General features: G+C 36.0%; 30 protein-coding genes, 3 tRNA genes, 1 other RNA gene and 1 pseudogene. 8 read left to right on the top strand and 27 right to left on the bottom strand.

The genetic code is table 11. From position 1 onward, the window contains the following. The first annotated feature begins 128 nt into the window (after window positions 1–128). Window positions 129–839 carry a helix-turn-helix transcriptional regulator gene (locus J2S74_RS08815; protein ID WP_307324363.1) on the top strand — a complete coding sequence of 237 codons (711 nt, stop codon included), beginning with the start codon at window positions 129–131 and terminating at the stop codon, window positions 837–839. A 267-nt stretch (window positions 840–1,106) separates the two neighbouring features. Continuing rightward, window positions 1,107–1,352, top strand: coding sequence for a DUF2626 domain-containing protein (locus J2S74_RS08810; protein ID WP_307324360.1), 246 nt, complete (start codon window positions 1,107–1,109; stop codon window positions 1,350–1,352). A 99-nt stretch (window positions 1,353–1,451) separates the two neighbouring features. Here J2S74_RS08810 and J2S74_RS08805 read toward each other — a convergent pair whose 3' ends face one another. The 3 genes from J2S74_RS08805 to J2S74_RS08795 form a co-directional block, all read right to left on the bottom strand. Next, window positions 1,452–2,600, bottom strand: a complete 1,149-nt coding sequence (locus J2S74_RS08805) for a class I SAM-dependent methyltransferase (RefSeq protein ID WP_307324359.1) — start codon at window positions 2,598–2,600, stop codon at window positions 1,452–1,454. A gap of 234 nt (window positions 2,601–2,834) precedes the next feature. Further along, the gene (locus J2S74_RS08800) at window positions 2,835–2,996 is read right to left on the bottom strand and encodes a hypothetical protein (RefSeq protein ID WP_307324356.1); all 162 of its coding nucleotides are present in this window, start codon (window positions 2,994–2,996) and stop codon (window positions 2,835–2,837) included. Window positions 2,997–3,076: 80 nt separating this feature from the next. Further along, on the bottom strand, window positions 3,077–3,718 hold the full coding sequence (locus J2S74_RS08795) for an MBL fold metallo-hydrolase (protein ID WP_307324353.1): 642 nt from the start codon (window positions 3,716–3,718) through the stop codon (window positions 3,077–3,079). Between the two features lie 220 nt (window positions 3,719–3,938). Here J2S74_RS08795 and J2S74_RS08790 point away from each other — a divergent pair, with 220 nt between their 5' ends. After that, the gene (locus J2S74_RS08790; RefSeq protein WP_307324350.1) at window positions 3,939–4,124 is read left to right on the top strand and encodes a DUF2759 domain-containing protein; all 186 of its coding nucleotides are present in this window, start codon (window positions 3,939–3,941) and stop codon (window positions 4,122–4,124) included. 58 nt (window positions 4,125–4,182) lie between these two features. Here the strand turns inward: J2S74_RS08790 and J2S74_RS08785 are convergent, their stop codons facing one another. The 6 genes and pseudogenes from J2S74_RS08785 to J2S74_RS08760 all read right to left on the bottom strand — a co-directional run bounded on the left by J2S74_RS08785 (window position 4,183) and on the right by J2S74_RS08760 (window position 7,821). Further along, window positions 4,183–4,524 carry an MTH1187 family thiamine-binding protein gene (locus tag J2S74_RS08785; RefSeq protein WP_307324392.1) on the bottom strand — a complete coding sequence of 114 codons (342 nt, stop codon included), beginning with the start codon at window positions 4,522–4,524 and terminating at the stop codon, window positions 4,183–4,185. A gap of 72 nt (window positions 4,525–4,596) precedes the next feature. Beyond that, a pseudogene (locus J2S74_RS08780) lies at window positions 4,597–5,268 on the bottom strand (DUF1385 domain-containing protein); the annotation flags it as partial. A 27-nt stretch (window positions 5,269–5,295) separates the two neighbouring features. Continuing rightward, on the bottom strand, window positions 5,296–5,889 hold the full coding sequence (locus tag J2S74_RS08775) for a hypothetical protein (RefSeq protein WP_307324348.1): 594 nt from the start codon (window positions 5,887–5,889) through the stop codon (window positions 5,296–5,298). A gap of 145 nt (window positions 5,890–6,034) precedes the next feature. Next, on the bottom strand, window positions 6,035–6,997 hold the full coding sequence (locus J2S74_RS08770; protein WP_307324346.1) for an ROK family glucokinase: 963 nt from the start codon (window positions 6,995–6,997) through the stop codon (window positions 6,035–6,037). 78 nt (window positions 6,998–7,075) lie between these two features. Beyond that, the gene (locus J2S74_RS08765) at window positions 7,076–7,288 is read right to left on the bottom strand and encodes a YqgQ family protein (protein WP_307324343.1); all 213 of its coding nucleotides are present in this window, start codon (window positions 7,286–7,288) and stop codon (window positions 7,076–7,078) included. Window positions 7,289–7,308: 20 nt separating this feature from the next. Then, entirely contained in the window at window positions 7,309–7,821 is a 513-nt protein-coding gene (locus J2S74_RS08760; RefSeq protein ID WP_307324341.1) for a hypothetical protein, read from the bottom strand. Between the two features lie 118 nt (window positions 7,822–7,939). Between J2S74_RS08760 and J2S74_RS08755 the strand changes: the two genes are divergently transcribed. Continuing rightward, entirely contained in the window at window positions 7,940–8,335 is a 396-nt protein-coding gene (locus J2S74_RS08755; RefSeq protein ID WP_307324339.1) for a YueI family protein, read from the top strand. A gap of 54 nt (window positions 8,336–8,389) precedes the next feature. On the opposite strand, the gene J2S74_RS08750 is transcribed toward J2S74_RS08755, so the two are convergent. Beyond that, complete coding sequence (locus tag J2S74_RS08750) at window positions 8,390–9,850, bottom strand: spore germination protein (protein WP_370875990.1); 1,461 nt, start codon at window positions 9,848–9,850, stop codon at window positions 8,390–8,392. A 155-nt stretch (window positions 9,851–10,005) separates the two neighbouring features. Here J2S74_RS08750 and J2S74_RS08745 point away from each other — a divergent pair, with 155 nt between their 5' ends. After that, complete coding sequence (locus J2S74_RS08745) at window positions 10,006–10,908, top strand: hypothetical protein (RefSeq protein WP_307324336.1); 903 nt, start codon at window positions 10,006–10,008, stop codon at window positions 10,906–10,908. Between the two features lie 111 nt (window positions 10,909–11,019). On the opposite strand, the gene J2S74_RS08740 is transcribed toward J2S74_RS08745, so the two are convergent. The 8 genes from J2S74_RS08740 to J2S74_RS08705 form a co-directional block, all read right to left on the bottom strand. Further along, complete coding sequence (locus tag J2S74_RS08740) at window positions 11,020–12,594, bottom strand: rhomboid family intramembrane serine protease (protein ID WP_307324334.1); 1,575 nt, start codon at window positions 12,592–12,594, stop codon at window positions 11,020–11,022. Beyond that, a complete protein-coding gene (locus tag J2S74_RS08735) occupies window positions 12,591–13,340 on the bottom strand; it encodes an HAD family hydrolase (RefSeq protein ID WP_307324332.1) in 750 nt (249 codons plus the stop codon). Before J2S74_RS08735 ends, J2S74_RS08740 begins: the two co-directional genes overlap by 4 nt. Before the next feature lie 125 nt (window positions 13,341–13,465). Beyond that, window positions 13,466–13,642 carry a protein YqgO gene (yqgO, locus tag J2S74_RS08730; protein ID WP_307324331.1) on the bottom strand — a complete coding sequence of 59 codons (177 nt, stop codon included), beginning with the start codon at window positions 13,640–13,642 and terminating at the stop codon, window positions 13,466–13,468. Window positions 13,643–13,744: 102 nt separating this feature from the next. Beyond that, a complete protein-coding gene (locus J2S74_RS08725) occupies window positions 13,745–14,707 on the bottom strand; it encodes an L-lactate dehydrogenase (RefSeq protein WP_307324330.1) in 963 nt (320 codons plus the stop codon). A 14-nt stretch (window positions 14,708–14,721) separates the two neighbouring features. After that, the gene (locus tag J2S74_RS08720; protein ID WP_307324327.1) at window positions 14,722–15,522 is read right to left on the bottom strand and encodes a DUF92 domain-containing protein; all 801 of its coding nucleotides are present in this window, start codon (window positions 15,520–15,522) and stop codon (window positions 14,722–14,724) included. Next, a complete protein-coding gene (locus tag J2S74_RS08715; RefSeq protein ID WP_307324325.1) occupies window positions 15,522–16,079 on the bottom strand; it encodes a 5-formyltetrahydrofolate cyclo-ligase in 558 nt (185 codons plus the stop codon). Before J2S74_RS08715 ends, J2S74_RS08720 begins: the two co-directional genes overlap by 1 nt. 125 nt (window positions 16,080–16,204) lie before the next feature. Continuing rightward, the gene (gene rpmG / locus J2S74_RS08710; protein WP_307324323.1) at window positions 16,205–16,354 is read right to left on the bottom strand and encodes a 50S ribosomal protein L33; all 150 of its coding nucleotides are present in this window, start codon (window positions 16,352–16,354) and stop codon (window positions 16,205–16,207) included. 91 nt (window positions 16,355–16,445) lie between these two features. Beyond that, window positions 16,446–17,042, bottom strand: a complete 597-nt coding sequence (locus J2S74_RS08705; protein ID WP_307324321.1) for a hypothetical protein — start codon at window positions 17,040–17,042, stop codon at window positions 16,446–16,448. Window positions 17,043–17,444: 402 nt separating this feature from the next. Here J2S74_RS08705 and J2S74_RS08700 point away from each other — a divergent pair, with 402 nt between their 5' ends. After that, complete coding sequence (locus tag J2S74_RS08700) at window positions 17,445–17,783, top strand: hypothetical protein (protein WP_307324319.1); 339 nt, start codon at window positions 17,445–17,447, stop codon at window positions 17,781–17,783. Window positions 17,784–17,806: 23 nt separating this feature from the next. Beyond that, the gene (locus J2S74_RS08695; RefSeq protein ID WP_307324316.1) at window positions 17,807–18,343 is read left to right on the top strand and encodes a hypothetical protein; all 537 of its coding nucleotides are present in this window, start codon (window positions 17,807–17,809) and stop codon (window positions 18,341–18,343) included. 62 nt (window positions 18,344–18,405) lie between these two features. Here the strand turns inward: J2S74_RS08695 and J2S74_RS08690 are convergent, their stop codons facing one another. The 8 genes from J2S74_RS08690 to J2S74_RS08655 form a co-directional block, all read right to left on the bottom strand. Next, window positions 18,406–20,439, bottom strand: a complete 2,034-nt coding sequence (locus tag J2S74_RS08690) for a penicillin-binding transpeptidase domain-containing protein (RefSeq protein WP_307324312.1) — start codon at window positions 20,437–20,439, stop codon at window positions 18,406–18,408. A 243-nt stretch (window positions 20,440–20,682) separates the two neighbouring features. Continuing rightward, window positions 20,683–20,886, bottom strand: a non-coding RNA gene (gene ssrS / locus J2S74_RS08685) — 6S RNA. A gap of 82 nt (window positions 20,887–20,968) precedes the next feature. Then, window positions 20,969–22,204 (bottom strand): MFS transporter, encoded by a 1,236-nt coding sequence (locus J2S74_RS08680; protein WP_307324309.1) that lies wholly within the window; start codon window positions 22,202–22,204, stop codon window positions 20,969–20,971. 125 nt (window positions 22,205–22,329) lie between these two features. Beyond that, window positions 22,330–22,935: a superoxide dismutase gene (locus J2S74_RS08675; RefSeq protein ID WP_307324306.1), complete on the bottom strand. Its 606-nt coding sequence runs from the start codon at window positions 22,933–22,935 to the stop codon at window positions 22,330–22,332. A gap of 272 nt (window positions 22,936–23,207) precedes the next feature. Further along, entirely contained in the window at window positions 23,208–23,543 is a 336-nt protein-coding gene (locus J2S74_RS08670) for an iron-sulfur cluster biosynthesis family protein (RefSeq protein ID WP_307324304.1), read from the bottom strand. Window positions 23,544–23,677: 134 nt separating this feature from the next. After that, window positions 23,678–23,770 (bottom strand) — tRNA-Ser (locus tag J2S74_RS08665). A gap of 8 nt (window positions 23,771–23,778) precedes the next feature. Further along, window positions 23,779–23,855, bottom strand: a tRNA-Ile gene (locus tag J2S74_RS08660). Between the two features lie 171 nt (window positions 23,856–24,026). Continuing rightward, window positions 24,027–24,103 (bottom strand) — tRNA-Met (locus J2S74_RS08655). A gap of 313 nt (window positions 24,104–24,416) precedes the next feature. Here J2S74_RS08655 and J2S74_RS08650 point away from each other — a divergent pair. After that, window positions 24,417–24,644: a hypothetical protein gene (locus J2S74_RS08650; protein WP_307324301.1), complete on the top strand. Its 228-nt coding sequence runs from the start codon at window positions 24,417–24,419 to the stop codon at window positions 24,642–24,644. Window positions 24,645–24,653: 9 nt separating this feature from the next. Here J2S74_RS08650 and J2S74_RS08645 read toward each other — a convergent pair whose 3' ends face one another. Further along, complete coding sequence (locus J2S74_RS08645; RefSeq protein WP_307324299.1) at window positions 24,654–26,291, bottom strand: Na/Pi cotransporter family protein; 1,638 nt, start codon at window positions 26,289–26,291, stop codon at window positions 24,654–24,656. Window positions 26,292–26,495: the final 204 nt, after the last annotated feature.

Below are 26,495 nucleotides of genomic sequence, written 5' to 3'. Positions count from 1 at the left end.
TACGGGACCGGGTTCGTGAACAAATTGTGAATTTATCAGTTAAAGCACTTATAAATATTGGAAAATACATTTATTTCTTATGTTCACTATAATATAATAAAGTTAGCTTATATTAGGAGTGGATCGTGATGGAACAACAAACCCTTAAAATTACTGGTGTATTATCAGACCCTACGCGCTTTTCCATTTATCAATATGTGGCACGTCAACATGGAGACGTTACAGTACAGGAAATTGCAGATACGTTTAAGATTCATGCTAATGTAGCACGACTTCATTTAACAAAGCTTGAGGATGTTAATATGCTTGTTTCGGATACGAAGAAAACTGGTAAGGGTGGTAGACCGAGTCGATTTTATTATTTATCCGATGAGGTAGTAAGCCTCCAATTTCCTTATCGTGATTACCAACGTCTATCTGAAATCGCTATACAGACATTGGCATCCTTAGGAGAAATTGGAGAAGCTGCCCTTGAAGAGACTGGAAGAAAATTCGGCTATGAATCAGCCAAAGCATTTGTAGGCTCATTAGATAGAAACATTAATGGTTTGAGCTCTAAAGAAAAGGTGAAATTCATAGAAAAAATTGCCCTTAATCAAGGACTAAATCCGGAAATCCATTATGATGATGAAAAAAACGAAGTAGTGTTTAGAATTTATAATTGCACGTACAAGGAGCTAGCGAAGAATTCTACAGCTATTTGTAAAATGCATCATGCCCTTATAAACGGAATTTTTAGATACTTTTTTGAAAATATGGAATTAAAAGAGGAATCAACTATGTTTCAAAAGCAAGAACTGGCTTGCACCTATACAACTGTCTCCCTACCCCAAGCTTAATATTGGGTTGTTTTTTCTTAAGTTTAATTTTTTTTTTTAGATTGGAGAAGCCGAAAGCGCCTGCCTGTAGCGTATCCGAGCAATATTATTTCTCCTAAACCTAAATTTTTTTAGCAAAACTGCCTGAGTAGTCTATATTTGAGACGAATAAACATAAGTAAATTATACATTTATATTTTACAAACAACTGTATTAGTTTTATAATAAAGTGAGCTTATTGTTCACATAATATTTAAAACGTACAGTTACATAAAGGAGGGAAACGTCTTGGATCGCATGTTCCGTGTTTTAAGCTTCTGGACTGGAATTTTTGCCGTATTATTTATGGCCGGTAACATGCCTGAAATGGCGATATTGTTCTTCGGACAAACAGGTGCATTTTTAGCACTAAGCTATTTAAAGCTATCTGAAAGAGCATACATCTATATTTTCGGAGCATACTTAACTCTTTTCTTTGTTGGATTTACTTACTATTCCACATTTATATTAGTACCTGGAATTGGTGGACATTAATTCTTTCTAAAAGAAATCATAAGAGGCTATCCCAACAGGATGGCCTCTTATATTTTGGCTGTATTTCGTAAACTTTGTTTCTAAGTTTATTTGTTGTTTCTATTTATATTTTTCTGTTTGATAGGGGTCTTCAGTGAAAATACCGTATTCATCCGTCTTATCCAATTCTTTTCCTTGAATGTTTACATGGAAGGTAGAACTTATTCCACCTGGGTGTACCAAAGATTGTATTGCCCGATTTTGTTTGAAGTTCTCAGAGAATGGATTTAAATCAGTCACTTTTTTAAGAAAAGTGAATAGACCGGCCTTTAATAAAAATATGTCTTGCCTATCATGAAAAATTTCAGACAAATTCATTTCTTTTCCGATCATTCTAAACGCATCCCATTGCACATGTGCTGTTATATCCATTTCTCCAGGATATTTTAAAGGGCTTCGTATCATTTCATGCTTATAATATCCTCGGAGTGACCCTTCTCGTCGCACTTCCTCAACTAACTCTTCATTGGAGTAGCCATAGTCAACAGTGACAATTAAACCCTTTTGCAGCCATTCTCCCATATACCTTAGCCATTCTCTCATAGGTAAACAAATCTCTAAACGATGACCTTCAGGAAGTTTGGGCCCGTAATTATTCAGCCAGTTTTCCAATTCACTATTTTCATTTTGAACAACTTCTTCAATAAATTCATCCTTCCCCCATTTTACCTTTACTTCCATCAATGCGTCATTTTTCTTTTCCACAACATGAACAGGAAAAGCGTCTATTAGTTCATTCGAAAATATTATACCTTCAAAAACAGGATAAACATCCCTTGCTTCATCCAAGCTTGAAAAAATACTTACCTTTCCTTCAAAAGGAGCGATAACCTCTTTTATTCTTTTACGATGAAAAGCACTAGTTTCAATTATGATGTAATTTAAATGGCTATAAAGCTCTTCGTCCGTATTTTTTATGTATTCCACAACATTCCTAGCAAACCGGCCATCTCCTGCCCCTTGCTCACAAATTAACGGCGTAAGCTCTTCTTTTACTAACGTATCTGTAAAAAATCTTGCAAAGGTTTGTTGAAATACCGGGTGAACATGGTTACTAGTGTAAAAGTCCCCCTCTTTTCCTAATTTAATACTCTCTCTTGAGTAATAGCCAAATTCATCGTCGTATAAAGCATATTCCATAAAATCCGAATAGCTCCATGGCGCTGCTGAACGCCTCTCTAACTTTTTCCTAAGCTTAATCGCATCCATATATAACTCTCCCATTATACTTTTCTCTTTACTCCCTAATATTTACTCTTTTTATTTAATCCTGTTGTCACCTAAAAAACAGTTTAACACTGTTGACATAGTGTTAATGTCCCTTTATAATAAACTTGTCAGTAGAACAATGATCTTCGGGAGTTCCCCCTCCCCCCTCAAAGTTCATTGATACTTGATTAACTCCCCAAACGACCTTCTATGTCCCCATAGGAGGTCAATTTTTTATACATCGAAGTCATCCTCTTCATCCATGTACATCAATTGAGAATTCTCATTCGTAAATTCTTTATCCTCTTTAGACAGTTTATACCATAAATAAAGCATCCCACATGAGCTAATAAAGCTAATCGATAGAAGAATTAATACAACAGTTTCTACACTCATAAAACGAACCCTCCAATATTTTACCATTAACATTGCCAAAATAAGGAGGATTCATTCTTCAGTTTCTTACGCTTTTCTATTTACCAGCCAAAACCATTTATAAAGGGGTTAGTCTCTTTCTCTTCCCCAATAGTTGTAAGTGGACCGTGGCCATTTGCTACTATAGTTTCATCTGGAAGGGACAGCATTTTATTATGGATGGAATTAATTAATGTATCCTCATCCCCTCCAGGTAAATCGGTCCTGCCTACTCCACCTCTAAATAAAACATCACCAGAAAATACTATAGATTCTTCCGGAAGATAAAAAGAAACACTCCCCGGTGAATGACCAGGGGTTTCAAAGATTTGAAATTCTATTCCCCCAATTTCTAATGGCCCCTCTGCAGATATAAGGTGATCAGCTTTCTTTGTACTTATTGGCTCTATCCCTTGAAAAAGACCGGACCCATTTAGTTGTGGATCGGTTAGCCAATGTGCTTCTTTCTTATGTAGATAGACAGGTGCATTAAATGTGGTCCTAACAGTATCCACGGCACCAATATGGTCAAAATGGGCATGAGTTAAAAGAATAGCCAAGATCGTTATATCCTTCTCTTTAAGCCAACTTAATAATTGTTTATCATTTCCACCCGGATCTATAATCACACCTGAACCATTATCGTTATATAAAATATATCCATTCGTTTGTAATGGACCTAAAGGAAGTTGTTTCCATTTCATTTTATCCCCTCCTATTATTTGTGTTTCTATATTCTACTACGAATTCATTACTGCAAGCAAAAATAATAAAGCTTTCTCTCGACAAACATATAAAAAAACAGTAAAATATAAACTGTAATTTCTACACATAATAATTGTAGCTTCTTTAAATTGATGTTGATTATTAAATGTAACTAACAAGTAAATGAAACATAGTACATAGGTTGAAGGAGGATAAAAAATGGAATTAGGTATTATTACCCTATTAATTAGCATTTTAGCAACAATTGGTCTTTTCCGCGAATTGAAACGCAAAAACTTTTTTGCAGTTGGTTATGCTACAATTACGGTCTTAGTTTTTGGGTGGTTTTCAATTATGACCCTTTATTCCATCATCTTTACTAGCAGTGGAGGCACTGTAGGTTAATAAATGCAAAAAGGAACGGGATGAGAAATCCCGTTCCTTTTTATTATTCTTAAACTAGTTAATTTTCTTCCTCTTCCTCTTTTTTCTTGTCATCTGCTGCCAGTTTAATATTTACAGTATTTAATTTCCCTGACATTGATGTGGTCCGATCCCTGCGGTCATCAATTCGAATATTCGTAGCAACTCGTTTATGGCCTAACTTAAATGGAACTTCATGAATCTCCTTAATTACCTCTAATAAAACAGGTAGTTCCCCCTCAATAAGGGTACTCATTGGTGTAAGTTCAAAGAATATATCCTTATCTGATTCTTTTAGAATTCTGTGTATTTCTACAACAACATCCGAAACACTTGTTGTTTCTGTTCCGATAGGTATTATTGTAACGTCTGCGATAGCCAATAATTTTCTCTCCTTTCTTTTTTGAATCGTACGTACTCTATATGGAAATTCCTTTAAGGCCAATTGTCGATAAGATCGAATGGCTGTATTTAAGTTAATACTGTCTGGTTCGGATGTAGTTATATATTTCTGCAGCCAATAGCTTACTAACAAAATCCATCGATGTAAAAAAGTTTCTTTTGTCCGATTTAACCAATAAGCAGCAAAAGGTAATACCCCTAACGAAATGTAAGCTGAATATTCAACAGCTTCTAACCACGACAACTCTGTTAACAAATTGCCACATAAAGTAAGCAGAAATACTAATAGAAAATATAAAAACACACTATTTGTGGAACAATTCCGGTTGGTAATTTTAGCATTCTTGATTGCCTTTCGATTTACTACAGAGATGATTCCTTTATAGCTAAATACTTTATGCTCTGCACCATGATACTTCTTAAGCTCACCCGGAAACCAGAAGTGGGTCCCAAACAGAAAAAATAAAAGCGTAAATCTCGGTAACCCAGTTATTGAAATTCCTTCTATAACCCATGATAGAAATGGAGGTAGAATAATCATAGCAAGCAAAATGAACAATAATCCATGGAACCACATGGGCATAGAAAAAAAAACGAGTTTGCTAAGTTCTAAAAATGTACCTACCTTTAAGGGCTTGGTCCAATTTATTTGCTTTCCCTTATCATTGTAAGAACAAGCAACATTTTTCTTCCCAATAAAAATAATTCCCCTTTGAAAAGACATCCCTCTAACCAGCATACACACCACTCTTTATCGGAAATTTGTTGACCTGCTGGCAACCCAATATTCCTTGAATCCGCTATTGTTTAATATTTCATTTATCCCTTTTCCATTTTCCAATTCCATTCCCCACACTTCCCATGTATGGTAATATTTCACCTCTATATACGCCACATTCTCTTCTATCTCTTGAAAGTACAGAACTGCATTGCCCCGAGGTCCGTAAATTTGATTATCTTCTACCTTATTTGGAAAGCGAAAAGCTATACCTTCGTCTGTACGGTAAAAATTATTCTCCTCATAGATAACTTCATTAGACTGTTCTAATTGAAGTAATCCATCCACGTGAAAAAAAGGGATCACTTCCATAGAGTCATTTAAAAAAATAAATTCTATAATATCATCCCCTGCTATACCATCACTTGGAAAGTCTGACCAAACCCAGTTGGTTTGTAAAGAAGGGATGTTTTCATCCTCTTGAATTAACTCTATTTCCATTTGAAGATGATTCACTAATTCTTCATTTGTTACAGATGATGATTGATTTATAATATAAAATCCAAATAGGAATAGACCAATCATAACTGATAAAGGTAATAAAATTACAATTCGATTTTGTTTCATACTATACTCCTCTTCTAACCTAATACAATTTAATGGGAATTCTACTCTTATAATGACACAAAAATCAAGTGATTTCACGCAAGGAGTAAAATTATTTATGAAGAAAAAAGATTGAGGCTTAGATAACACCTCAACCCCCAAATACTTATTTTGTTCTTTCCTTTGCTAACCATGCTGCTCCATAAACACCTGCATCATTACCTAAAGTTGCAAGACGTATTGTAGTTTCTTGTGCAATTTTTGGAATTGCATATTCTTTAAAAAATCCAATTATCTTATTAACTAAAACATCGCCAGCTTTGGAAACACCTCCGCCAATAACAATTGTTTTTGGATTAATTGCATTAGCTAAATTTGCAAGAGCAAAGCCCAAATGTTTAAATGATTCGTTAACTACTTCCTCTGCAAGAGGATCATTTTCTTTGAAAGCATCAAAAACATCTTTTGATGAGAGAGATCCATTTTTTTCATAGATGCTTTGTAAAATACCAGTTGGATTTTTTTTAATAGCTTCTAACCCTAGACGAGAAATCCCTGTTGCAGATGCCACTGTTTCTAAACACCCTTTTTTACCGCAATTACATGGGGCTCCACCTTCAATAACAGATGTAATATGACCAATTTCCCCAGCCATACCGCTTTCTCCATGAATAACTTCTCCTCCAGCAATTATTCCACCACCAACCCCCGTTCCTAACGTAACACATAGGAGGTTTACGGATCCTTCTCCTGCTCCTTTCCACATCTCACCAATTGCAGCAATATTAGCATCATTATCAACAAATGTCGGTAATTGAAGCTCCTTTTCCATCTCTTCCTTCAATGGAAAGTCTTTCCACCCCAAGTTGACCGCTTCAAATATTAACCCTCGTTCCACATCAATAAAACCTGGTGCTCCTATTCCGACACCTCGAATATCCGCCTTTTCGATCCCTAGCTCTTCTAATTTTTCAAGAAGGCTCCTAGCAATATCAGTAACAATATATTTACCACTTTCAGTTACATTTGTTGGTATCTCCCACTTTGTTTTAATATTACCCAATTCGTTAATAATGGATAATTTAACAGTTGTACCGCCAATATCGATTCCAGCTAACCACTTTCCCATATGTATCAACCTCATTCTTTTCTAAAACTATACTCCATATTGTACCATGTCTAACGATAAAAATATTATTAATTTATTTCATTTCTCCCATAAGCGTTTTTCTTTTAAAAGAAGTAATTTCCCATCACGGAATAATGTATCTTCAATCATTCCCATTTTATGAAGTTCCTTTAATTCGTCCTCCATTAGCTCAATATCTCCTAATCGGTCCCCAGTATAGATAATTGTCCCATATCTCTTTAATAATTGCTGTAACTCAAAGAAAGTCATTATTATCACCCATTTTTTCATCATTAATCCTAACTTCATTTCTATAATAATTTAAAAATGGCAAGAAAGACAAATAAAGCTAACGGTAAATATAAAAAAACGGAACTTCCACGATACAACACTTTCAGTTTCCCCATTAAAATTGTACCACCAAAGACAGCCCCTAAAAAAATTGGTAATAATAGTAACAACAGCCATGCAGATAGTCCAATCGAAGCAAATTCCAAACCAATTAAGAAAAAGAACAAGGCAATTAATGCCCAATGAATCCAACCTCGATAAGGAAAATACCCGTATGAAGGATGAAATTGTCTAAAAAAGTAAATTACTAACCCGATACAAAAAAGTATAATAATAAACTTTGTAATGAATACTGGAAGCCAACTAAAAAATGCAGCACCAAAAAGCACTCCAATCCAAAAGGTCCCAAAACAAAAGGCAGCAATAATAAATAGAAATATAGGTAGGGAGTACCAGACTTTTACTGCAATTAAAGTACCAATGGCTAACCCGGCTACCGTAAGAAACAGAACAAATAATAGAAACGAAATCATGTACTAAACCTCCCTTTCACTACATTTTATGAAGGAAATGGACGATTAGGACAAGAAAATCGGTTGGAGACAAGAATTTTCATTGTTATACTATTATAAAAAAGAAACGAGGGATATAATGTCACAGCCAAAAATAGAAGAGATATTACAGAGGGGAATATATGGAACTCCAGAAACATTACCAGAAGAACGGAAATTATTTTTAGGCACTATTTCTGAAAGAGTATATTTAGCATTAACTAACAAACAAGTAAGAAAGAAAGGGATTTACTCAGAAGCCCAAGAGATAATGAAAAAACATAAAGGAATACGATTATATATTAACGGAGATTTAAATTATCCCGCTTATTCTAATTATGTCCATGCAGCAAATCAACATTCCATTCCCTTTACTATTGTTAACGACGGTCGTGATACCCCACTAGGAATTGTTATAGCAGTGGAAACAGGTATATCAAACGTTGAAGATATTTTTATTAAAGATAAAGAATTTCACCAGGATATTTCAGAGTAATAAAACGAGGGTGACTCAAAAGGTTAAAAACATTCCCTTTTAAGTCACCTTCTTCTATTTATCCGGATCAACGGGATGTATGGCTCTTGGTCGTCTATGTTTGAGAGGCATCGGTGCTCGAAACAATACATCTCGCATGCTTTTAAAGTTAAAGGGCAGAAATGGCCAAAAATATGGGGTATCATACGCTTTCATCATGGATAGTAATACAATCAGACATAGGGATATGATCATAAAACCTGGTACATGGAATATAGAAACAGCAATTAATAGTACTACTCTAATTATTCGATTTGCTAAACTCATTTCATAGCTAGGGGTTGCAAAGGACCCTATTGCTGAAACTGCTAAATACAACACAACCTCATGGGAAAATAACCCTACCTCTATTGCCACTTCCCCAATTAAAATAGCAGCTACTAATCCTAATGCTGTTGCAAGTGCAGACGGTGTATGAATGGCAGCCATTCGTAGCATTTCTATTCCCGCTTCCGCTATTATAAATTGTGCAATTAATGGCACTTGCCCCATTTCATTTGGACCAAGGTAGGATAACCCATATGGGAGCATATCTTCATTCATGGCGAATAAATACCAAAGTGGTAACAAAAATATAGAAGCCCACACAGCTGCAAAGCGAACAAGCCTTAATGCGGTCCCTACAACAGGTTTCTGCCGATACTCTTCTGCATGCTGTAGATGACTCCAAAAAGTTGTAGGTGTAATTATAACACTTGGGGAACCATCCACAGCAACCAAAACATGTCCTTCATACAAATGCTGTGCTGCCACATCTGGACGCTCTGTATATCGAACAAGGGGGTAGGGATTACTATGTTGACCGAATAGAAACTCCTCTATTGTCTTATCCCCCATAGGAAGTCCATCCGTTTTAATTTTTTGTAGACTTGTTTTAATATGTTCTACAAGGCTAGGGTCTGCAATATCTGCTATATAAGAGATACATACATCTGTATAGGACCTCTGTCCAAGCCTTAAATATTCATTCCTCAATGAGCGGTCCCTAACTCTCCTTCTAATGAGACCTGCATTAAAAACAATCGTTTCTACGAATCCGTCCTTGGAGCCTCGAATAACCTTTTCTGTATCCGGTTCTTCTGGTCCTCTTACCGGATATTCCCGCGTATCTAAAAGAATAATCTCTTCATATCCATCAACAACTAGGATTGTTTGTCCTGCAAGAATTTGAATAATGACTTCTTCTAAATCTTTATTTGTTTCCACTTCAATATATGGAATTATTGACTTGGTAAGGTGTTCTACAAGATTAATTTGATCACTGTCAACTTTTTCCCTAATTAACTCCCTTTGAATTTGCGTAATTGCTTGATCCTTTGCAAAAGCATCTATTGCAAATAACGCCATTTTTACCCCTAAATACTCCAAGTCAATATGTATTAAATCAAAATTCTTATCTATAGCTAACTGATCCTTAAGGTAGGATACATTTGTATTAATATCTTTAGATGCTGGTCGCTTTATTGTTTTACTCATAGCCATCCCCCTTATCATATCTCATTGTTTGCTTTAAGAAGAAAAACCATTCATAAAAAACATTTTGAGAGATAGAAAAGGCATACCTTTGTCTAGTAGCACATATAAACTAATAGACAAGCATTCTGTAAGGGATCAAAGATGGAGTGGTGAAAATGATGTTCAAAAATAAATGGATGATTATCGTTTGTAGTGCTTTATTAACAGCATTTATGCTGTTTTCTTATACACCCTTAGGGAGTTGGTTTACAAATCCAGAGATGAGAGAAGCCATTATTTTTTTCCCTGAGGATGATCAAGTATCTTTTGTAGAACAAGGTACTGAAATTCAGTTGTTAGAATTAAAGGACGCAAATGAGTATTACCTAGAATGGCAGTATTACTCTTTAACTGATACTCCAGTATATTTAAGGCAGGATGTCTCCTTATTATTTGAAAATGGGATGCTGGTAGATAAAAAGTGGACTACTTCTAATACAAAGGATAAAATTAAGGGAAAATCCATTTTTAAAGGAGAGGACAGCGGCAGACATGAAGCTATTTCCTTTCATTATGCTGAAATTCATTATCCTGAGGATATAATCAAAAGTAAAAGAGCGATGAGCTCTGATATACTATATATCATCGATTCTCCCTTATCACCGATTATGACATTTAAGGAACCAAATACAACGATGGAACAACGTAGCAAAGAGTTATTGGATTCTATCATAGATCAACAGCTCTCCTATGTTTGGGATGGTCTTATTGAAGAATTTCAAATTAATCAGGGGGAATATTTGCAAATTCCTTTTAATGAGATAACAAAATATGAAACAGAACCATTATACACCTTCACTATGGAAGAAACTTCAAATATTATTGGAAAGTTATGGGAATCCCTATATAGACATTATATATTAGGAATCAATACCTTTAACGACAAAGAATATGATCCTATCGGAAATACGCTACCCCTTATCCTCCTTCACGAAGGTGGGGACCACATTATTATTCTTTATGAAACAGGTGAGCAAACAAAACAACAAATTTTACAACATATTGATGTCAATAAATAACTAAAAACACTAGAGGGTGACTCAAAAGGTGTTGTTTTAACCTTTTGAGTCACCCTCGAACTACTTATAAAAGACTCGTAATTATCACGGAGAATTGATCCATACATTTCTTTATTGATTTTTCAAATACCGTAACTGCTGTTCTAATTGTTTGTACTCTGTCACATCTGGCTCTATTGCTAATGCTTCCTGTAATTGATCGTACGCTTCCTCATATCTTCTTTGTTCCATGTACACCAGCGACAAATTATAGTGGGCTTCATGGAACTCGGGGTTTCGTTCAATTGTGTATAGTAGATGTTCTTCAGCTTCATCTAAATTATCCATGGTTGCCTGAATATAGGCTAGAAGGAAGTAAGTTTCCGTTAATATCGGTTCAGCAAGATCAAGATTGCCATCAATAATCCGTCCAAAATAAAGTTTAGCATTTTCCAACTCATTATTTTGCAAATACTCTTGGCCAATTTGTAAGTATACGATATAGGATTGTGTCGTTTCCTCCTGAGAATAACCATAATGAAGGAGACCTACTATACCTGCTATCGTCAGTATCAAAGCTAGAAACCGTTTTTTTACTTTTTTTGTATTTGGCAACCCTACAATCGCCGACGCAGCAAATCCGCCAATTAAACCACCAATATGCGCCCCATTATCCACCATCGGAACCATGAAACCAAAACCTAGGTTAATCATTAATATAACGATAACATTCATTCCCATGGTCCTAAAAAACAGCCTGTGGTGAATAACTCCGAAATACAGAAGTGCACCAAAGCACCCAAAGATTGCTCCACTCGCCCCTGCTGAAACATGTTCATTAAAAGAAAAACTTGCAACTGACCCAACTAAACCAGCCAAAAAGTATATAAAGAAAAACCTAGAAGTTCCATAAATTCTTTCCACTGCGCTTCCTAAATAAAACAAAGCTAAAGAATTCATTAATAAATGAAAAATCCCAATGTGCAAGAACATGGCACTAAAAAAACGCCACCATTCTCCTTCAAGAATCAATGGATTAAATTTTGCACCAAAGGAAATTAATGTTAATGTATCCGTAGTGGATCCGAAACGTTCAACTATTGCAAAAATTATTAATATAATGCCTAACAATAAAAAAGTCAAAATTGGTTTTCCATAAAAAAATACTTGCTTCTCTTTTTCTACACGACTCTCTGAAGCCTTTTGGACTGAGTAACGGAGCGAATTAATCACAGCCTCTGGATCTGTCATTTGATCATAGCTTAAAAATTGGGGCATCTCCTTTAGCTTCCACTCCGTAGCCAATGGAAAGAATTTCTCTTGTAACTTCCCGATAGGGATTAGGATTGTTCGTTGCTGATTCTTCCCCCCTGCTGTGAATGGCAAAGCTTGGTCTATTAGTTCTTCATAGCTGTCTACTGGTTCATAAAGGGATAGAGTTAGATTTATAACGTTTGCAGAGCGGAGATTAAGTTGTTTCCTAACTTGTTTCCCCCTTTCAAATGCACTTTCAATGTCGCTCCGCATCTGATTACTCCAGTCAAAATCCTTTTGTGCAATCCGAATAATCTGAAATGGTTCTTGTCTATCATCTTCTAGCCAAATTTCCTCACCAGATTGACTAATATGAACAACCCGCATTCCTTCACGATTAACCAGGTGATATACAACCTCCCAGAAACGTAATTCTAGTACTAGTCTATTCATGGAGTATAGCCACCCCCAAGTTGATCAATTAAAAAATCTTTCACTTCTTCTAACGTATGTAACTCTACTGTTGGTTCATGCTTTGACTTTCGATTTTCACCTCGGGTATTTAAAAAAATGGCCTCCCATCCAGCATCTATCGCCCCAGCAACATCGTGCAGCCATGAGTCACCAATAAACAATAATTCTTTTGGGGGTAATTGAATACGTTGTTCCATTAGGCGAAAGATTTCACGTTGAGGTTTAACTACCCCTACTTCCTCAGAGACAATGATATTCCCAGTGGGAATCCAATTGCTTGCACCTAACTTCTCCACTTTTCCAAACTGAGTATCTATCATACCGTTAGTAATAATTCCTAATTTTACTTGTCTATTCGTTAAGAAATTCATTAAATCCTTTAATCCAGAATAAGGTTTACTATGGTCATCCACTACCTCATAGTAATGGGCATGAAACTTGTCTGCTATATGATTACTAAAAGGGAGACCGAGCTCTTTCATTGTTTCATTAAACCGTTTCCTTCGATATTCGGTACCATTTAGTTTTTTCTGTTCATATAAATTCCAATATCGATCACTATTCCACTTGAAAAGTTTAAAGAATTGATCAAAAGTAATCGTTTTTTCTATTCCTTTTACACTTAAAATATATGTATGAAAGCTATCCTCAATCGCACTTTTAAATGCTTCCTCATGGCTAAATAACGTATTATCTAAATCAAAGCATATTCCTTTCCATCTCACTCCTTAAATCACCCCAATCTACATTATAACAAGTATAGGAACATTTACGAAGCATCAGCACTTTTCAGAAAGCAAAAACAGGGTGTCTTAGAAGGTTAAAAACATCCTTCTGAGACACCCTCCTCTTATCGAAGCATTTGATGCATCATTTTTTCTCGTACTGCAGGAATTCTCATTACCAAAGCTACAGAAAGTCGACGGAGCCATTTGTTGGACAGAAATGCATTAAAGAGGCGAAATTTATTGTTGAACAAGCTCGTCACCCCAAAAACAATACCTAAAATAAATAGTAATCTTTGCATATTCCTTCCTCCTTCCACCCTTAGCTTTAGTAAAAAAACATTATCTTATCCAAAATAAGAATAAGAAAAAATGTGCTTCAGATTGTGTTTTCAACTTGCTTATTATTGTTCTAATTTAAATATTGGATCCATTGCTTTCTTTAATACATCAGCAGAATGAGCCAACTGTTTTTTCTCTTCCTCATTTAAATCAATTTCAATAACTTCCTGAATTCCGTCTTTATTTACTATGGCAGGGACACCTATATATAGATCATCTAGACTAAATTCACCTTGTAACAAAGTTGATACAGTTAATATGGATCGCTCATTTCGGAGAATCGCTTTCGTTAGTCGCTGCAACCCCATTGCAATAGCATAATGAGTTGCCCCCTTACGCTCAATAATATGGTAAGCAGCATCACGTACATTCGTAAAGATGTTATCTAGATCTTCTTTAGTGGTTTCAGGTTTATGGTTTTGTATGTAACGATCAATCAGCTCTGAACCAATTCTTGTTTGACTCCAAACTGGCAACTCTGTATCACCATGTTCACCAATGATATAAGCATGAATATTTCTAACATCAATATTGAAAAAGTCACTTAATAAAAAGCGAAATCTTGCAGTATCTAAAATTGTCCCCGAACCAATTACCCTTTCCATTGGAAGTCCTGAAAATTTCCAAGTAGCATAGGAAAGAATATCAACAGGGTTGGTAGCAACAATAAAAATTCCGTTAAAACCACTATTCATTACATCTTCCACAATTCCTTTAAAGATCTTAACATTTTTTTCAATGAGGTTCAGTCGAGTTTCCCCCGGTTTTTGATTTGCCCCGGCAGTGATAATTACAATATCTGCTTCTTCGCAATCACTATAAGCGCCAGCCCAAATTTTCATTGGAGAACCAAAAGGTAATCCGTGATTTAAATCCATTGCATCCCCTTCGGCTTTTGCTTTATTTAAATCAAGCAATACTAATTCATCAACTACATTCTGATTGATTAACGAAAAAGCATAGCTAGACCCAACGAAACCCGTGCCTATCACTACAACACGCGTTGTCTTATTATCATAAAACATAGAGATTCCACCTTTCAATAAAACAAACGAAATAACCAAACAAATCCAATAGCACTTAGTGTACAACTATGATTAACAATATCATTATTTACAAAGGAATAACCTTTAATTAGGATTGGCCTTTCTCTGCAATGAATTCTCTTTTCCGTTTCTTTTCCACATTTCTTACAATAATAAGATGCTTGAATCCAAGCACCAAGAATCGTATCAACCCAGTTTCCTAAAAATCCCACTAATATTAGAACGAGAATAATGGAGATAGATAGATTGGGTACTTCCAATGTAAATTGTAGTAACCAAGCTATAGATACAATAAACATGCTCCCTGCAAAAGCCCCTATTGTCCCAATATAAGTAATCCCACCAGACTGTCCAGGAAACAATTCTCTTAATGAAAACACATGAATCGGTTTCCTTTTACTCATCCTGCCAATTTCTGAAGCCCACGTATCGCTCGTTGCTGCTGCTAAGGTAGCAATATAGCACCAATACCACAGTTCTTGCCCTGAGACACCATATAAAAAGGCTGAGGCTGCAGCCCAGCCCCCATTAGCCAATACTTGTGAAGCTTCTCGTTTACTTCCCTTTTCCACTAGAGAATTTTCCTCCTGGGAATAATGCGCCTTAGTTAAACGGCCTATCAACGTTGATGACAGAAAAAAAGCTGCTAATAACAATAACCCGAATAGAGAAAGTCCATAAAGTACTATAGTAGCTACTAGTACCGCAGTTATAGCTCCTCCTAATGTTAAAGCGCCAACTTTGTAAGAAAAAAACGCTAATAGCAAAATACCTAAAATTAAGACAATGATCATTATCCTATAGACCCATTTTCAGTAATAATTATTTTAACAGGGATATCATGCTTTTCTTTTGGAACAGCATCCACTAACTGAAACTCAAAACATAAAGAACAGGTTTTTAATTCTCTTCCTTGTAAAAAACGATCATAGTAACCTCCCCCATAACCTATCCTGTAGCCGCCTCGGTCAAAAACAATCCCTGGAACGATCAATAAATCAATATCATCTGGCTTTACAGCAACGGTTCTCTCAGGAATAGGCTCTTTTAAATGGAAATAGCTAACCTCTAAGTCTTCAAATGAGGATATTTTATAAAAAGTCAACTCTTTCTCCTTTGGAATACACTTTGGTACAGCAATATCCTTCCCTTCCTTCCAAGCCTGTTTAATTATGGTGTATGTATCTATTTCATTTCCTGTTGATATGGTAGTACCAATCAGTTTTCCCATTTTCCATTCTTCCTTTTCAAATAACTGTTTATGAATCTCTCTTGTCTTACTATTCCTCTGCTCTAAACTAATTGTTGCCATCCTCTCTTTTACCTTGTCGCGTAAATCTTGCTTGTTCATTTTCGTTCCCCCTAACTATTAATAGTTACCAATGGTTTCACTAATTATTTAAGGTACAATAATATAGTTCTATAAAATAAAAGAGCGACGTGAAAAATAAATTTTCCATGCCGCTCTATAGTGTATTATTTTGTTTCACGGTGTAAAGTTACACGCTTTAATCTTGGACTGTATTTTTTTAGTTCAATACGGTCTGGGTTTGTACGTTTATTTTTAGTGGTAATGTAGTTACGATCACCAGTTTCTGTGCAAGCTAACGTTACTTGTACTCTCATATTATTTCCCTCCACATCTCTTCCTAATATTCATACCTTAAAATAATAGCAAAAATTACAGAGATATTCAAGAGAAATAAAATTCCAACGTTTAAAGATCTTTTTCTCGCTTACACAACAATTCTTGATATTGCAAATGAAGGTCTTCTAATTCCTGTAATTTTTGACTCTGAAATTCCCATTCATAAAGGTAAGCAGTACTCTTTTTTTTGATAAGGAACTTAAGTTCCATTCCCCAACCTTTACTTTCCTTTGTTAAAGGTTGATATTTTAGGGGAGAGCCAATTGCCCAGTCCTCCATATTAATTTGCATCGTACTGTATTTTTCTATATTCCCTTGGTCGCTAATCCCCCCAATTAGCCTATAACCACATCCATCATGAACAATAAGGGCTTCTCTAGTTGGGGAATAATATACTAATGGAGCCTCATTAGCTTTTGCCAGAGTATATCGAATAAGTACTGTAACATATATGGAGTCATTTGTATTGTTTTGTAATACTAATTTATTTAGTTCCTTACCTTGCGTTTTCATGGGAAGATGTATCCACTTCCAACTAATATTCTGTTCTTCCCCTTCTTGAAAATGATTAAAGTCCATTGGATCTAATACAGCCGCTATTTTATTATTCGTTTTCAGAGCATACTCTTTTTTATAATCGACGGATAAGTATGGTACTACTGACATGATATACCTCCCTTTAGATTTATTAACAAACTCTCAAAAAAGCTTGTCTTTCTTTTATGTAAAAACACCGAAAATGGAATGGAATGTTTGTATGTATTACCATCTTATCGAGTATCTATCATTACAACAAGAAGGTATTTTTGTCATTATATGTCACACTCATTCCAACGGGCGAGTTTATACAAAAAAAAAATCATAAAAATTTCATTTTTTTCTTTTGAAAATAAAATCACATGTTTTTTCTACAAAATCCAAGGTAATTCTTGTAAATTATTATGGGTAAACCGCGTGATGTCGCCGTTTTTTGACAAGGACCCGACTTTGGTCATATAGGAAGGTTAATATTTTTATGTTATAAATAATGAAGTAATATTATTGAGGAATATAAACGGAGGAATTACAATGGAATGGACAATATTTGGATTATTTAGTTTGTCAATAATACTATTCGTATTTTCTATGTTTCAACGGGATCGTACAAAAGACGTAGAAAAACAGTTGGAGAATCTGTCAATTCAACTTATGCAGGAAATGTATCAATTACAGAATAAAGTAAAATTGTTAGAGGAAGAACATATGATTACTAGCAACCACAAACTTAAGGATTATAGTAATATTTCGGAGGGCCCTTTGACTAGAGATGACGTACTATCAATGTATGAAGACGGATACTCCGTATCTGATATAGCAGCTATAACAAAAAGACAAGAAATAGAAGTGGAAGAGTTACTCGCAAAGTAAAAAATGAAAGGCAGGAAATTACGGTGTCAGTAAAACATATTTTACGGGGTTCAGCCATGGGAGTCTTCGTTACAACTTCAATCTTTGCAAGTGTATACTATTTCCATGGATCTGCAGCATCCTCCTATGTTGATGAAGCAATTACAGCAGAGGAAGCACTTCAAATATTAGAAAATGAGAACTATACTGTTCTTACGAATCAGGAACATAATAATTTAATGGATGAAATTACACATTTAGAGGAAGAAATAAATGTACTGATGGAACTAGAGGAAGAAGTCGAGAATGGACAAACAAGCCCAGAGGAAGAGATAGAGTCTCCCGAGGCTGAAGAAGAATCAACTGAAACAGTTTATGAGGCTGTTCTTATAATAGAATCAGGCATGACGACTAGAAATATTGCCGATCAACTTGAATATTTAAATATTATCTCTGACAGCAGAGCATTTGAGAGATATGTACAGGAATCAGGTTTAGAACGTGCCCTTAGAATGGGAGAATTTAATCTAACAAGTGACATGACTATACAAGAAGTAGCTCAAACCTTATCTTCTCCTTAATTAAAAAACTTCAAGCTGATAATAGCTTGAAGTTTTTTCTTTTATTCGTTTTCTTCTAATTCTTAACTGTCTTCTCCTAATTCCTCATATATTTCCTCCCAATTCATGGGACCATTTCTTCTTTCTTTCAGATCAAAATAAGCATCTAAAACATCAGCCGATATTCTGTTTGCAACACCACTTTGAGTTGTTCTAAGTCCTGGGACGACTACTGCTATTGCCACTTCAGGATTATCAAATGGAGCATACGCAACAAACGTTTGATTGTTTGCACGCTGACCATCGACAGTAACCTGTGCTGTCCCCGTCTTTCCTGCAACGTCATAGGGTTTATTTCGAAAGAATTCACGGGCGGTTCCCCTGTTACCTTGAGTCACTAAACGAAAACCTCTTTGTACCTCTTCCAGGTGTTCATCACTTACATCTAATTTATTTAAAACCCTCGGTTTCATTTGCTGTGAAATTGGTCCTAGTTCCTCTCGCTCTCTACCAGGTTCACGAATTTCCTTAACTACCCGTGGTGCAATTCGATAACCTCCATTAGCAATAGTGGATACGTATTGAGCTAATTGCATTGGAGTGTACGTATCTAACTGACCGAAGGAAAGAAATAATAACCGTCCTGGCTCTTCTCGACTGCTCCCACCAGGAATTCCTGCCGTTTCGTTAGGTAAATCAATTTCAGTTTTGACCCCTAATCCGAATTGATGATAGTAGGAGCGGAGTATTTCATACCCTCGATTTAAATTTCCCCATCCTGTTCCCGAAACACCTGGTATATAACCAATTAATCTCATCGCTACTTCGACCATATAAATATTGGAGGAACGTTCAAGTGCTGTTAAATGATTTACATACCCTAATGTCGTCCAAGAACTTATGGATGGAGCAGAAGGTAGATTTAAAGTTCTATCTAACACGGACTGATACGGAGCAATTACTCCTGTATCAAAGCCAGCAAGAACAGTTGCCCCTTTCATAGCTGACCCCATTTCATATGCCCTAGTAAACGTCCCAATATCCGTGTTAATACCACTCCCATAACCTGACATTGCTAAAATATCACCTGTATGGGGTTCCATTACAACTACATAGGCATCAGGAGTTCCAACAAAGCTATTTTCAAACTCCCTTACTCGATCCTCTAAAATTTGGTCTACACGCTGCTGTAGCTCCATATCAATCGTTAGGATAAGATCATTTCCACGACTCCCTTGATGTTCTTTTGGATTTTGGAGGAAATTACCGTTTTGATCCAAAAAATTCTCCAGTCGCCCTTTTCTCCCCCTTAAAACCGATTCATACTGAGCTTCTAAGTAACTACGACCAACCTCTTCATTCCGTTCATAACCATTAGCTAAATAGAAATCAATATCATCACGGGGAATAGAGCCGACACTTCCGAAAACCCCCCTCAAGGTGTCGCCATATAGATATTTCCGTTCAGAATCTGATATGATATCTACACCTGGAAGGTCTTCCAAATTTTCCATTATACGTGCCGCTTCTTCGTAAGTAATATCAACCATCACTTTATGTGGTAAATTATTAAAGCCTGCATTAAACTCACGCCATAAGGCAAATACATCCATATCTTCCTCTGTCAACCAATCTAATTCACTTTCCGTAATTCGATTAAGTCGTTCTACATGTGCTTCCCTATCCGTTAGCTCTAATTCTCTTGCATCTTCTAGTGACAATTTTTCCTCGTATTCCTCAGGAAATAAAAGGCTCCAATACTCTCTTTTATCACGGTCATTAATTCTATTTGGTACTAGCGTAATATATTCATTTAGCTTCCGGGCTGTTTCCAGCATTTCACTTTGAGGGGTTCTGCGGTTTGTGTAAGTTACTGTAAATAGCCTTTTATTGTCCACCAAAACATTGCCAAATCTATCATAAATGAGGCCCCTTGGCGCCTCAACTGGTACACTCACATTGATGGTTCGTTCTAGCAGCTCTTGGTATTCTTCCCCTTGGACAATTTGTACAACACCTAACCTTAAAATAAGTGCGGAAAACAATATAAACACAAGGAAGAACAATATATTAAGACGTACAGGTAGATGGTTTCGTTTAATTTTTTTTTCAGTCATATTTTCATAATTCCTTTCAACTATTCTCTTATACATTTTATTATTAATAAACAAATTGGTTATTGCAACTTAGAACCTCTACCATTAGTGGAAAATATGATAATGGCGTTTGCTCCACCCTTTCCCACGCCCGCCACAGGACACCCTTCCTAATAGTAAGCGTTTATAATATTAGGAAGGTCAAGCAAATACTTCGAGGGTGACGCAAAAGGTATAAATACCTTTTGCGTCACCCTCTATAATATGTCGCCCGCAGATGCGGTTATCTTCCAGATATCACGAACCCGCCCTTAAGCAGGTGGGTGCCCGCAAAAGCATTTCTAACTTCCAAAATAGTAAATAAATACTATTATAAGGCTTGTTGTACGTGCTATAATATTGAGCTCCCATAGTGAATTGGTGTTCGGTTCGAATTATACTCGAAGTTCACCAACACCGCAGGCATTTTTATTTTATTTGATTACATTATATCATAATTAAACATTTTTTCAACATTACAGGACAACCTGTTCCTATTGTTTCTATTCACTTATGTTTTATTATCCTTCAAAAAAGGAAGATCTATTTTTCGAACACACCAATAGATAAGCGTATGACCTAACCCTAGGATGATCAAAGCCAAAGGGATCCCTTTTTCCTCGTTAAATATTGTTATAAAAAGCATTAAAGTAAGAATAGAAGTTATCCTTCCGCTGTTTGTAAACAACTCACGGATAACGATATATTCTACACGCATTTCTGCTGCTTTCCAGGCACTGCCGATCACATCATAGGTGAGAGAAATATATGGTACAAGAAGTAATGGATAAGCAATAGAAATTGTAATGCCATAAATAATTAGCCTTGTAAAGTTTAAATCAAAGATAATAATAAAAATCGCTCCATATAGAATTAATCCACCTGTCAGGATCGATTTTTTTCGGTATTGAGGCTTGATAAATCTTCCGACAATGTAATAGCTAACAAAAGATACTGCAGAAGCAACCAAACCATATGTTCCTAACGCTAATTCACTTTCTGTTGAAAGATAAACCCAAACAACAATTACAAAAACAAAGCTCCCTTCACGAAGGCCTTGAAAAAAATGAGCCCTCGTAATCCTTTTCCACTGCGGATTATCCTTTCTTATTTTAAAAACATCCTTTAGATGATACTGCCCCTTCGCCGAACGTCTCTTTAAGAAAAAGCTTAGGATAACCGCTGTAATGAATAACCCCAATGAAATGGCAAAAATCAACCGATATCCTGTAAGCTTTTCCATATGGGTAATAAGAAAACCAGCACTTATTGGTCCAATCATCCCAGCAAATGAGGTCAATATCCCAAGAAATCCATTGAAAAAATCACGGGTTTCTGGTTCTGTAATTTCAAAGGTCAACACATTAAAGGAAAGCCAATAGAAACCGTAGCCAATCCCAAGCAGACCTCCCAATAATATAAGATATTTACCTGCATTTTCACCTAAAAAGAGTACCGTAAAGAAAAAGATTGATAAGAATGTGACGCCTAAACGAAGGACGACAACCCGATCAATCTTTTTTGCCCATCTCCCTGCAAGTATAAAAGTAAGGGGCTGCATGACAACCACTGATAAATTATAGAGGGCTAAGTGCATGAACTCTCCTGACTGCTTCCATAAATAAACATTAACAAATGTGTTAGACAAGGCAATACTGAGTGCAAATAATCCACCTATAACTAAAAGAAGATTTAAATCTTTATTTGCCTCAACATCACCGACCATACTTTGAACCCATTTCCTCATAGCCGACGCTCCTTTTGCCGTGACAGTTTATATTGTGTCTCGAAACAAAAAGGATATTCGACAAATCCAAGTTAACCAAAAAGAAAAAACCGATTGCCTTAAGACAACCGGTTTTTTGGCTTACATTATTTTGCCGCTGCGAAACGTTTAGCAACTTCATCCCAGTTAATGACGTTGAAGAAAGCATCAACATAGTCGGGACGTAAGTTTTGGTATTTTAAGTAGTAAGCATGCTCCCAAACATCTACACCAAGGATAGCTGTTTTTCCTTCCATAATTGGAGTGTCTTGGTTAGGAGTGCTTGTAACTGCTAACTTTCCTCCATCAACTACAAGCCAAGACCAACCTGATCCAAAACGAGTAAGTGCAGCATTTTTGAATTCTTCTTTGAATTTATCGAAGGTTCCAAAAGCTTCATTTATAGCATCCGCTAACTCTCCAGTTGGAGCACCCCCACCATTTGGAGACATAATTTCCCAGAATAATGTGTGGTTATAGTGCCCACCACCATTATTCCTAACAGCTCCACGAATGTTCTCTGGAAGAGCGTCAAGATTGCTAATTAATTCTTCTAGGCTCTTTCCTTCAAATTCAGTTCCTGCCACAGCGTCGTTAAGCTTTGTAACGTAAGTGTTGTGGTGTTTTCCGTGGTGAATTTGCATTGTCTTTTCATCAATGTGTGGTTCTAATGCGTTATGGGCATACGGTAATTCTGGTAGTGTAAATGCCATATAAATCTCCTCCTTGAATTTAATATGTAGAAATTAGATTTATGATCATTGAGTGTTTAGGTAACTCAATTATCAACTTTAATAGCAGGAAAAAACAACTTTTCCACTATGGGGAAGCCAAGTAGCCCCTCAAAAATCACATTACCAGATATAACCTCAGCTTTCAAATAATAAAGCTTATAATTAGTAGAAAAATTAAATAGTTTTTTAATCCATTACATAGCCCCATCTCATCTATCTATTTTATCTTATATCCCTCTATTTCATGCTAATTATTTTTTTAGTGGAGTAAATGACATTCTTGGATTTAGAATTTGATTAGGACTTTTTAACATAAAGGTATTTGAGGCAGAATTAAAATCTATTATTAAATTTTCATCGTAAGCCCATTCATATTGTTTTTCATAAGCTACCTTATATGTACATGGGCTTGTCTCTACCAACTCTAACTTTTCGTCAATAGCTTCAATTTCTAGTAGTTTACTGACACCACTAACAACACATCCGCAACCTTCAGTATCATATTTAATAAATAGGATATTATCTTCTATTTTTGAGCTTCTTGTATTCAATACATGTTGAGCACTTTCAGTAAGTCTTATATTCATTTAATCACTCCAATTAAGTCCGTCGAATTATTTAAAGTTCTAAAAATATTATAAAAAAAAATCCTAAATAAGAAAAGAAAAACGATATAAAAAAGCTTACTTCAAAAGAAGTAAGCTTTTAATTTCCATATGTATGGCGGAGGAAGAGGGATTCGAACCCCCGCGGGCTTTGACACCCCTGTCGGTTTTCAAGACCGATCCCTTCAGCCGGACTTGGGTATTCCTCCGTGAATGTTGGTGGACCCTGTAGGACTCGAACCTACGACCAACCGGTTATGAGCCGGTTGCTCTAACCAACTGAGCTAAGGGTCCATAGTATTTATTATATACATCTTTTACTGTATTCTAATTATGTTACAACCTGTTGTCCCTTCCTCTCCTAGCTTCGCTTCGATGCGATATCCGTCGGGACAATTCGTAGTATACTCGGTGAAGAGTCGCTCATTGCTCTAACCAACTGAGCTAAGGGTCCATAGTATTATTTGGTAGCGGCGGAGGGGATCGAACCCCCGACCTCACGGGTATGAACCGTACGCTCTAGCCAGCTGAGCTACACCGCCAAATTATTTACCAAAGACAATGAATATCTTAGCACGTACTTCTAAGACAAGTCAATACAATTTTGTAAAAAGGCTGAGTTCTAAAAAAATGTTGTTTTTCGTTAAATATAATGCGGCTTGGATAAGCTACAGGCGGACCAAGTGCACCCATAACACTCCTGCGGAAGAACGTGCAAGCCAAGACCACACAGGGCAAAGCCCGTGGGGGCTTGACAGGTCGTCCGCGGAAAGGGAGTGGACCGTAGCGAATGACAACGCAGATTCGAATTTACAGAATAGACCTCCATGCATGTAAAAATTTGCACCATGGAGTATGAAAAGTGCCGGCAATGGCTCCGCTCGCCACGCGGTTACTCGTCGCAAAAAAGATAGCTATGAGAAAACCGCTCATAGCTACCTTTTTAAAGATTGCGGCGGCTTCGCTCATTGCTTCGGTGGCACAAAAGATAAAGTGCGATCTTTTGTGCCACCTATTTTCAGGGTAGACCTCAATAAAATAGAGCGAGCTCTTATAAAGAAGCTCACTCTATTTTTAATCTAAGATGTAATTTTACTCTTCTCCGATTACTGCTTCTGCAATATTTAATGCATGGTCACCAATACGTTCTAAGTTGCTGATCATGTCCACAAATATAATCCCTGCAGATGCTTCACATTTCCCTTCGTTCAAACGAATGATATGTTTTTTTCGAAGTTGTCTTTCCATTTTATCAATTTTCTCTTCTTTTAAAATTACAGCCCTTGCTTCAGCAATATCATTTTTCTCTAATGCAGAGATTGCTTGTTTAAATGTTTCTATTGTTAAACGGAACATTTCATTTAAATCTTCCATAGCAAGGCCAGAGACTTTCACTTTATTTGTTACTTGATACTCAGCTAATTCAATAACGTTTTCCATATGATCACCTACCCGTTCAATATCCCTAACGGTGTCCATTAGCATGGAGTGGGTTGCTGAATCTTGTGCCGATAAGGAATTAGCAGATATTTTGACAAGATAATCTGTTATTTTTCTATCTAAGTTGTTAACTGCATCTTCAAACTGATAGGTTAATTCAGCATGACGTTTTTGCTTCGTTACAACAAATTGTGAGGCTTCTACTAAGCCCTGTGCGGCAAGTTCTGCCATACGAAGGGTTTCTTTCTTAGCTTGGCCTAATGCAATAGAAGAAGACTGTTGAACTAGTACAGGGTCTAAATGTTGAGCTTTGTATTCAATTACCGTTTCCTTCCCTGGTATTACTTTTGTTACAATAATCGCTAATAAACCCACGAAAGGTAATTGAATCATTACGTTCGAGACGTTAAATATACCGTGGGCAACAGCGATGGTCATTTCAGGATTTAAATGCCATGTATCTTGGATAAATGCGATAAATGCAATATAAGGTTTTATTATAATTAAAACTAATATGGTACCGATTAAGTTAAATAATACATGAGTTAGTGCAGCCCGTTTTGCAGCAATAGATGCTCCTAAAGCAGCTAAAACAGCTGTTATGGTTGTACCAATATTGTCACCAAATAAAACTGGTAATGCCGCGTCTAAAGTCATTGCCCCTTGAGCAAAAAGCTGTTGTAATAAACCAATGGATGCAGATGAGCTTTGAACTGCAACAGTAAAAATAGTTCCAATTAGTACACCAAGTAAAGGATTCTCACTCATAGATACTGTTAACTCAGCAAAAACTTCCAAATCGCGAAGAGGTCTTAATCCATTCCCCATTAAATTTAATCCGTAAAATAATGCACCAAAACCAAAGAATACTTGTCCAATATTATTTGCTTTCTTATTTTTAATAAAGAAAATCAAGAACGTTCCAACAGCAATAATTGGTAAAGCATAGTCAGATATCTTTAGACCAATGATAAAGGCAGTTATTGTGGTACCTATATTGGCACCCATAATAACACCAATAGATTGACGCAGTGTCATAAAACCTGCATTTACAAGTCCAATAGCTAGTACTGTTGTTCCAGTACTTGTTTGAAGTAAAACTGTAACAATAATCCCAGCGAGAACCCCCATTACCGGGTTGCTTGTAAATTTATCTAAAACATCCCTCAGTCTGTCCCCAGCAGTTTTTTGTAATCCATCCCCCATGTATTTAATACCAAATAGGAAAATAGCCAATCCCCCAAAAAACATAAACAGAAGATCCCTTAAATCAATATCCAAAAATCTCATCCCCTTAATTCAACATATCTCTTTCATTTTTACCACTGAAACTCATACTAAGCTGTTAATGTAAATTGAATATTAATGAATTGTAAAGATTTTATTAAGTTTTTATTTTCCATTCATAATCCTACACTTTTTTCTTAGAAAAGCCAATGCTTGTCTCAACCTTTTTCATTGGTTAAAATAAAAAAGATAGTTACCTTTTTCAGT

Origin of the sequence: Evansella vedderi (assembly GCF_030813435.1) — a bacterium.
Taxonomy (GTDB): Bacteria; Bacillota; Bacilli; order Bacillales; family Salisediminibacteriaceae; genus Evansella; species Evansella vedderi.
This window is presented reverse-complemented; position numbering and strand designations above follow the sequence as displayed.

Bases quoted from the DNA above. Each gene is read 5' to 3' on its own strand.
- J2S74_RS08815 (WP_307324363.1), top strand. From the start codon at position 129: ATGGAACAACAAACCCTTAAAATTACTGGTGTATTATCAGACCCTACG.
- J2S74_RS08805 (WP_307324359.1), bottom strand. From the start codon at position 2,600: ATGGATGCGATTAAGCTTAGGAAAAAGTTAGAGAGGCGTTCAGCAGCG.
- J2S74_RS08800 (WP_307324356.1), bottom strand. From the start codon at position 2,996: ATGAGTGTAGAAACTGTTGTATTAATTCTTCTATCGATTAGCTTTATT.
- J2S74_RS08795 (WP_307324353.1), bottom strand. From the start codon at position 3,718: ATGAAATGGAAACAACTTCCTTTAGGTCCATTACAAACGAATGGATAT.
- J2S74_RS08790 (WP_307324350.1), top strand. From the start codon at position 3,939: ATGGAATTAGGTATTATTACCCTATTAATTAGCATTTTAGCAACAATT.
- J2S74_RS08775 (WP_307324348.1), bottom strand. From the start codon at position 5,889: ATGAAACAAAATCGAATTGTAATTTTATTACCTTTATCAGTTATGATT.
- J2S74_RS08770 (WP_307324346.1), bottom strand. From the start codon at position 6,997: ATGGGAAAGTGGTTAGCTGGAATCGATATTGGCGGTACAACTGTTAAA.
- J2S74_RS08765 (WP_307324343.1), bottom strand. From the start codon at position 7,288: ATGAAAAAATGGGTGATAATAATGACTTTCTTTGAGTTACAGCAATTA.
- J2S74_RS08760 (WP_307324341.1), bottom strand. From the start codon at position 7,821: ATGATTTCGTTTCTATTATTTGTTCTGTTTCTTACGGTAGCCGGGTTA.
- J2S74_RS08755 (WP_307324339.1), top strand. From the start codon at position 7,940: ATGTCACAGCCAAAAATAGAAGAGATATTACAGAGGGGAATATATGGA.
- J2S74_RS08750 (WP_370875990.1), bottom strand. From the start codon at position 9,850: ATGAGTAAAACAATAAAGCGACCAGCATCTAAAGATATTAATACAAAT.
- J2S74_RS08745 (WP_307324336.1), top strand. From the start codon at position 10,006: ATGATGTTCAAAAATAAATGGATGATTATCGTTTGTAGTGCTTTATTA.
- J2S74_RS08740 (WP_307324334.1), bottom strand. From the start codon at position 12,594: ATGAATAGACTAGTACTAGAATTACGTTTCTGGGAGGTTGTATATCAC.
- yqgO (WP_307324331.1), bottom strand. From the start codon at position 13,642: ATGCAAAGATTACTATTTATTTTAGGTATTGTTTTTGGGGTGACGAGC.
- J2S74_RS08725 (WP_307324330.1), bottom strand. From the start codon at position 14,707: ATGTTTTATGATAATAAGACAACGCGTGTTGTAGTGATAGGCACGGGT.
- J2S74_RS08720 (WP_307324327.1), bottom strand. From the start codon at position 15,522: ATGATCATTGTCTTAATTTTAGGTATTTTGCTATTAGCGTTTTTTTCT.
- J2S74_RS08715 (WP_307324325.1), bottom strand. From the start codon at position 16,079: ATGAACAAGCAAGATTTACGCGACAAGGTAAAAGAGAGGATGGCAACA.
- rpmG (WP_307324323.1), bottom strand. From the start codon at position 16,354: ATGAGAGTACAAGTAACGTTAGCTTGCACAGAAACTGGTGATCGTAAC.
- J2S74_RS08705 (WP_307324321.1), bottom strand. From the start codon at position 17,042: ATGTCAGTAGTACCATACTTATCCGTCGATTATAAAAAAGAGTATGCT.
- J2S74_RS08700 (WP_307324319.1), top strand. From the start codon at position 17,445: ATGGAATGGACAATATTTGGATTATTTAGTTTGTCAATAATACTATTC.
- J2S74_RS08690 (WP_307324312.1), bottom strand. From the start codon at position 20,439: ATGACTGAAAAAAAAATTAAACGAAACCATCTACCTGTACGTCTTAAT.
- J2S74_RS08680 (WP_307324309.1), bottom strand. From the start codon at position 22,204: ATGAGGAAATGGGTTCAAAGTATGGTCGGTGATGTTGAGGCAAATAAA.
- J2S74_RS08675 (WP_307324306.1), bottom strand. From the start codon at position 22,935: ATGGCATTTACACTACCAGAATTACCGTATGCCCATAACGCATTAGAA.
- J2S74_RS08670 (WP_307324304.1), bottom strand. From the start codon at position 23,543: ATGAATATAAGACTTACTGAAAGTGCTCAACATGTATTGAATACAAGA.
- J2S74_RS08650 (WP_307324301.1), top strand. From the start codon at position 24,417: ATGAAAAGTGCCGGCAATGGCTCCGCTCGCCACGCGGTTACTCGTCGC.
- J2S74_RS08645 (WP_307324299.1), bottom strand. From the start codon at position 26,291: ATGAGATTTTTGGATATTGATTTAAGGGATCTTCTGTTTATGTTTTTT.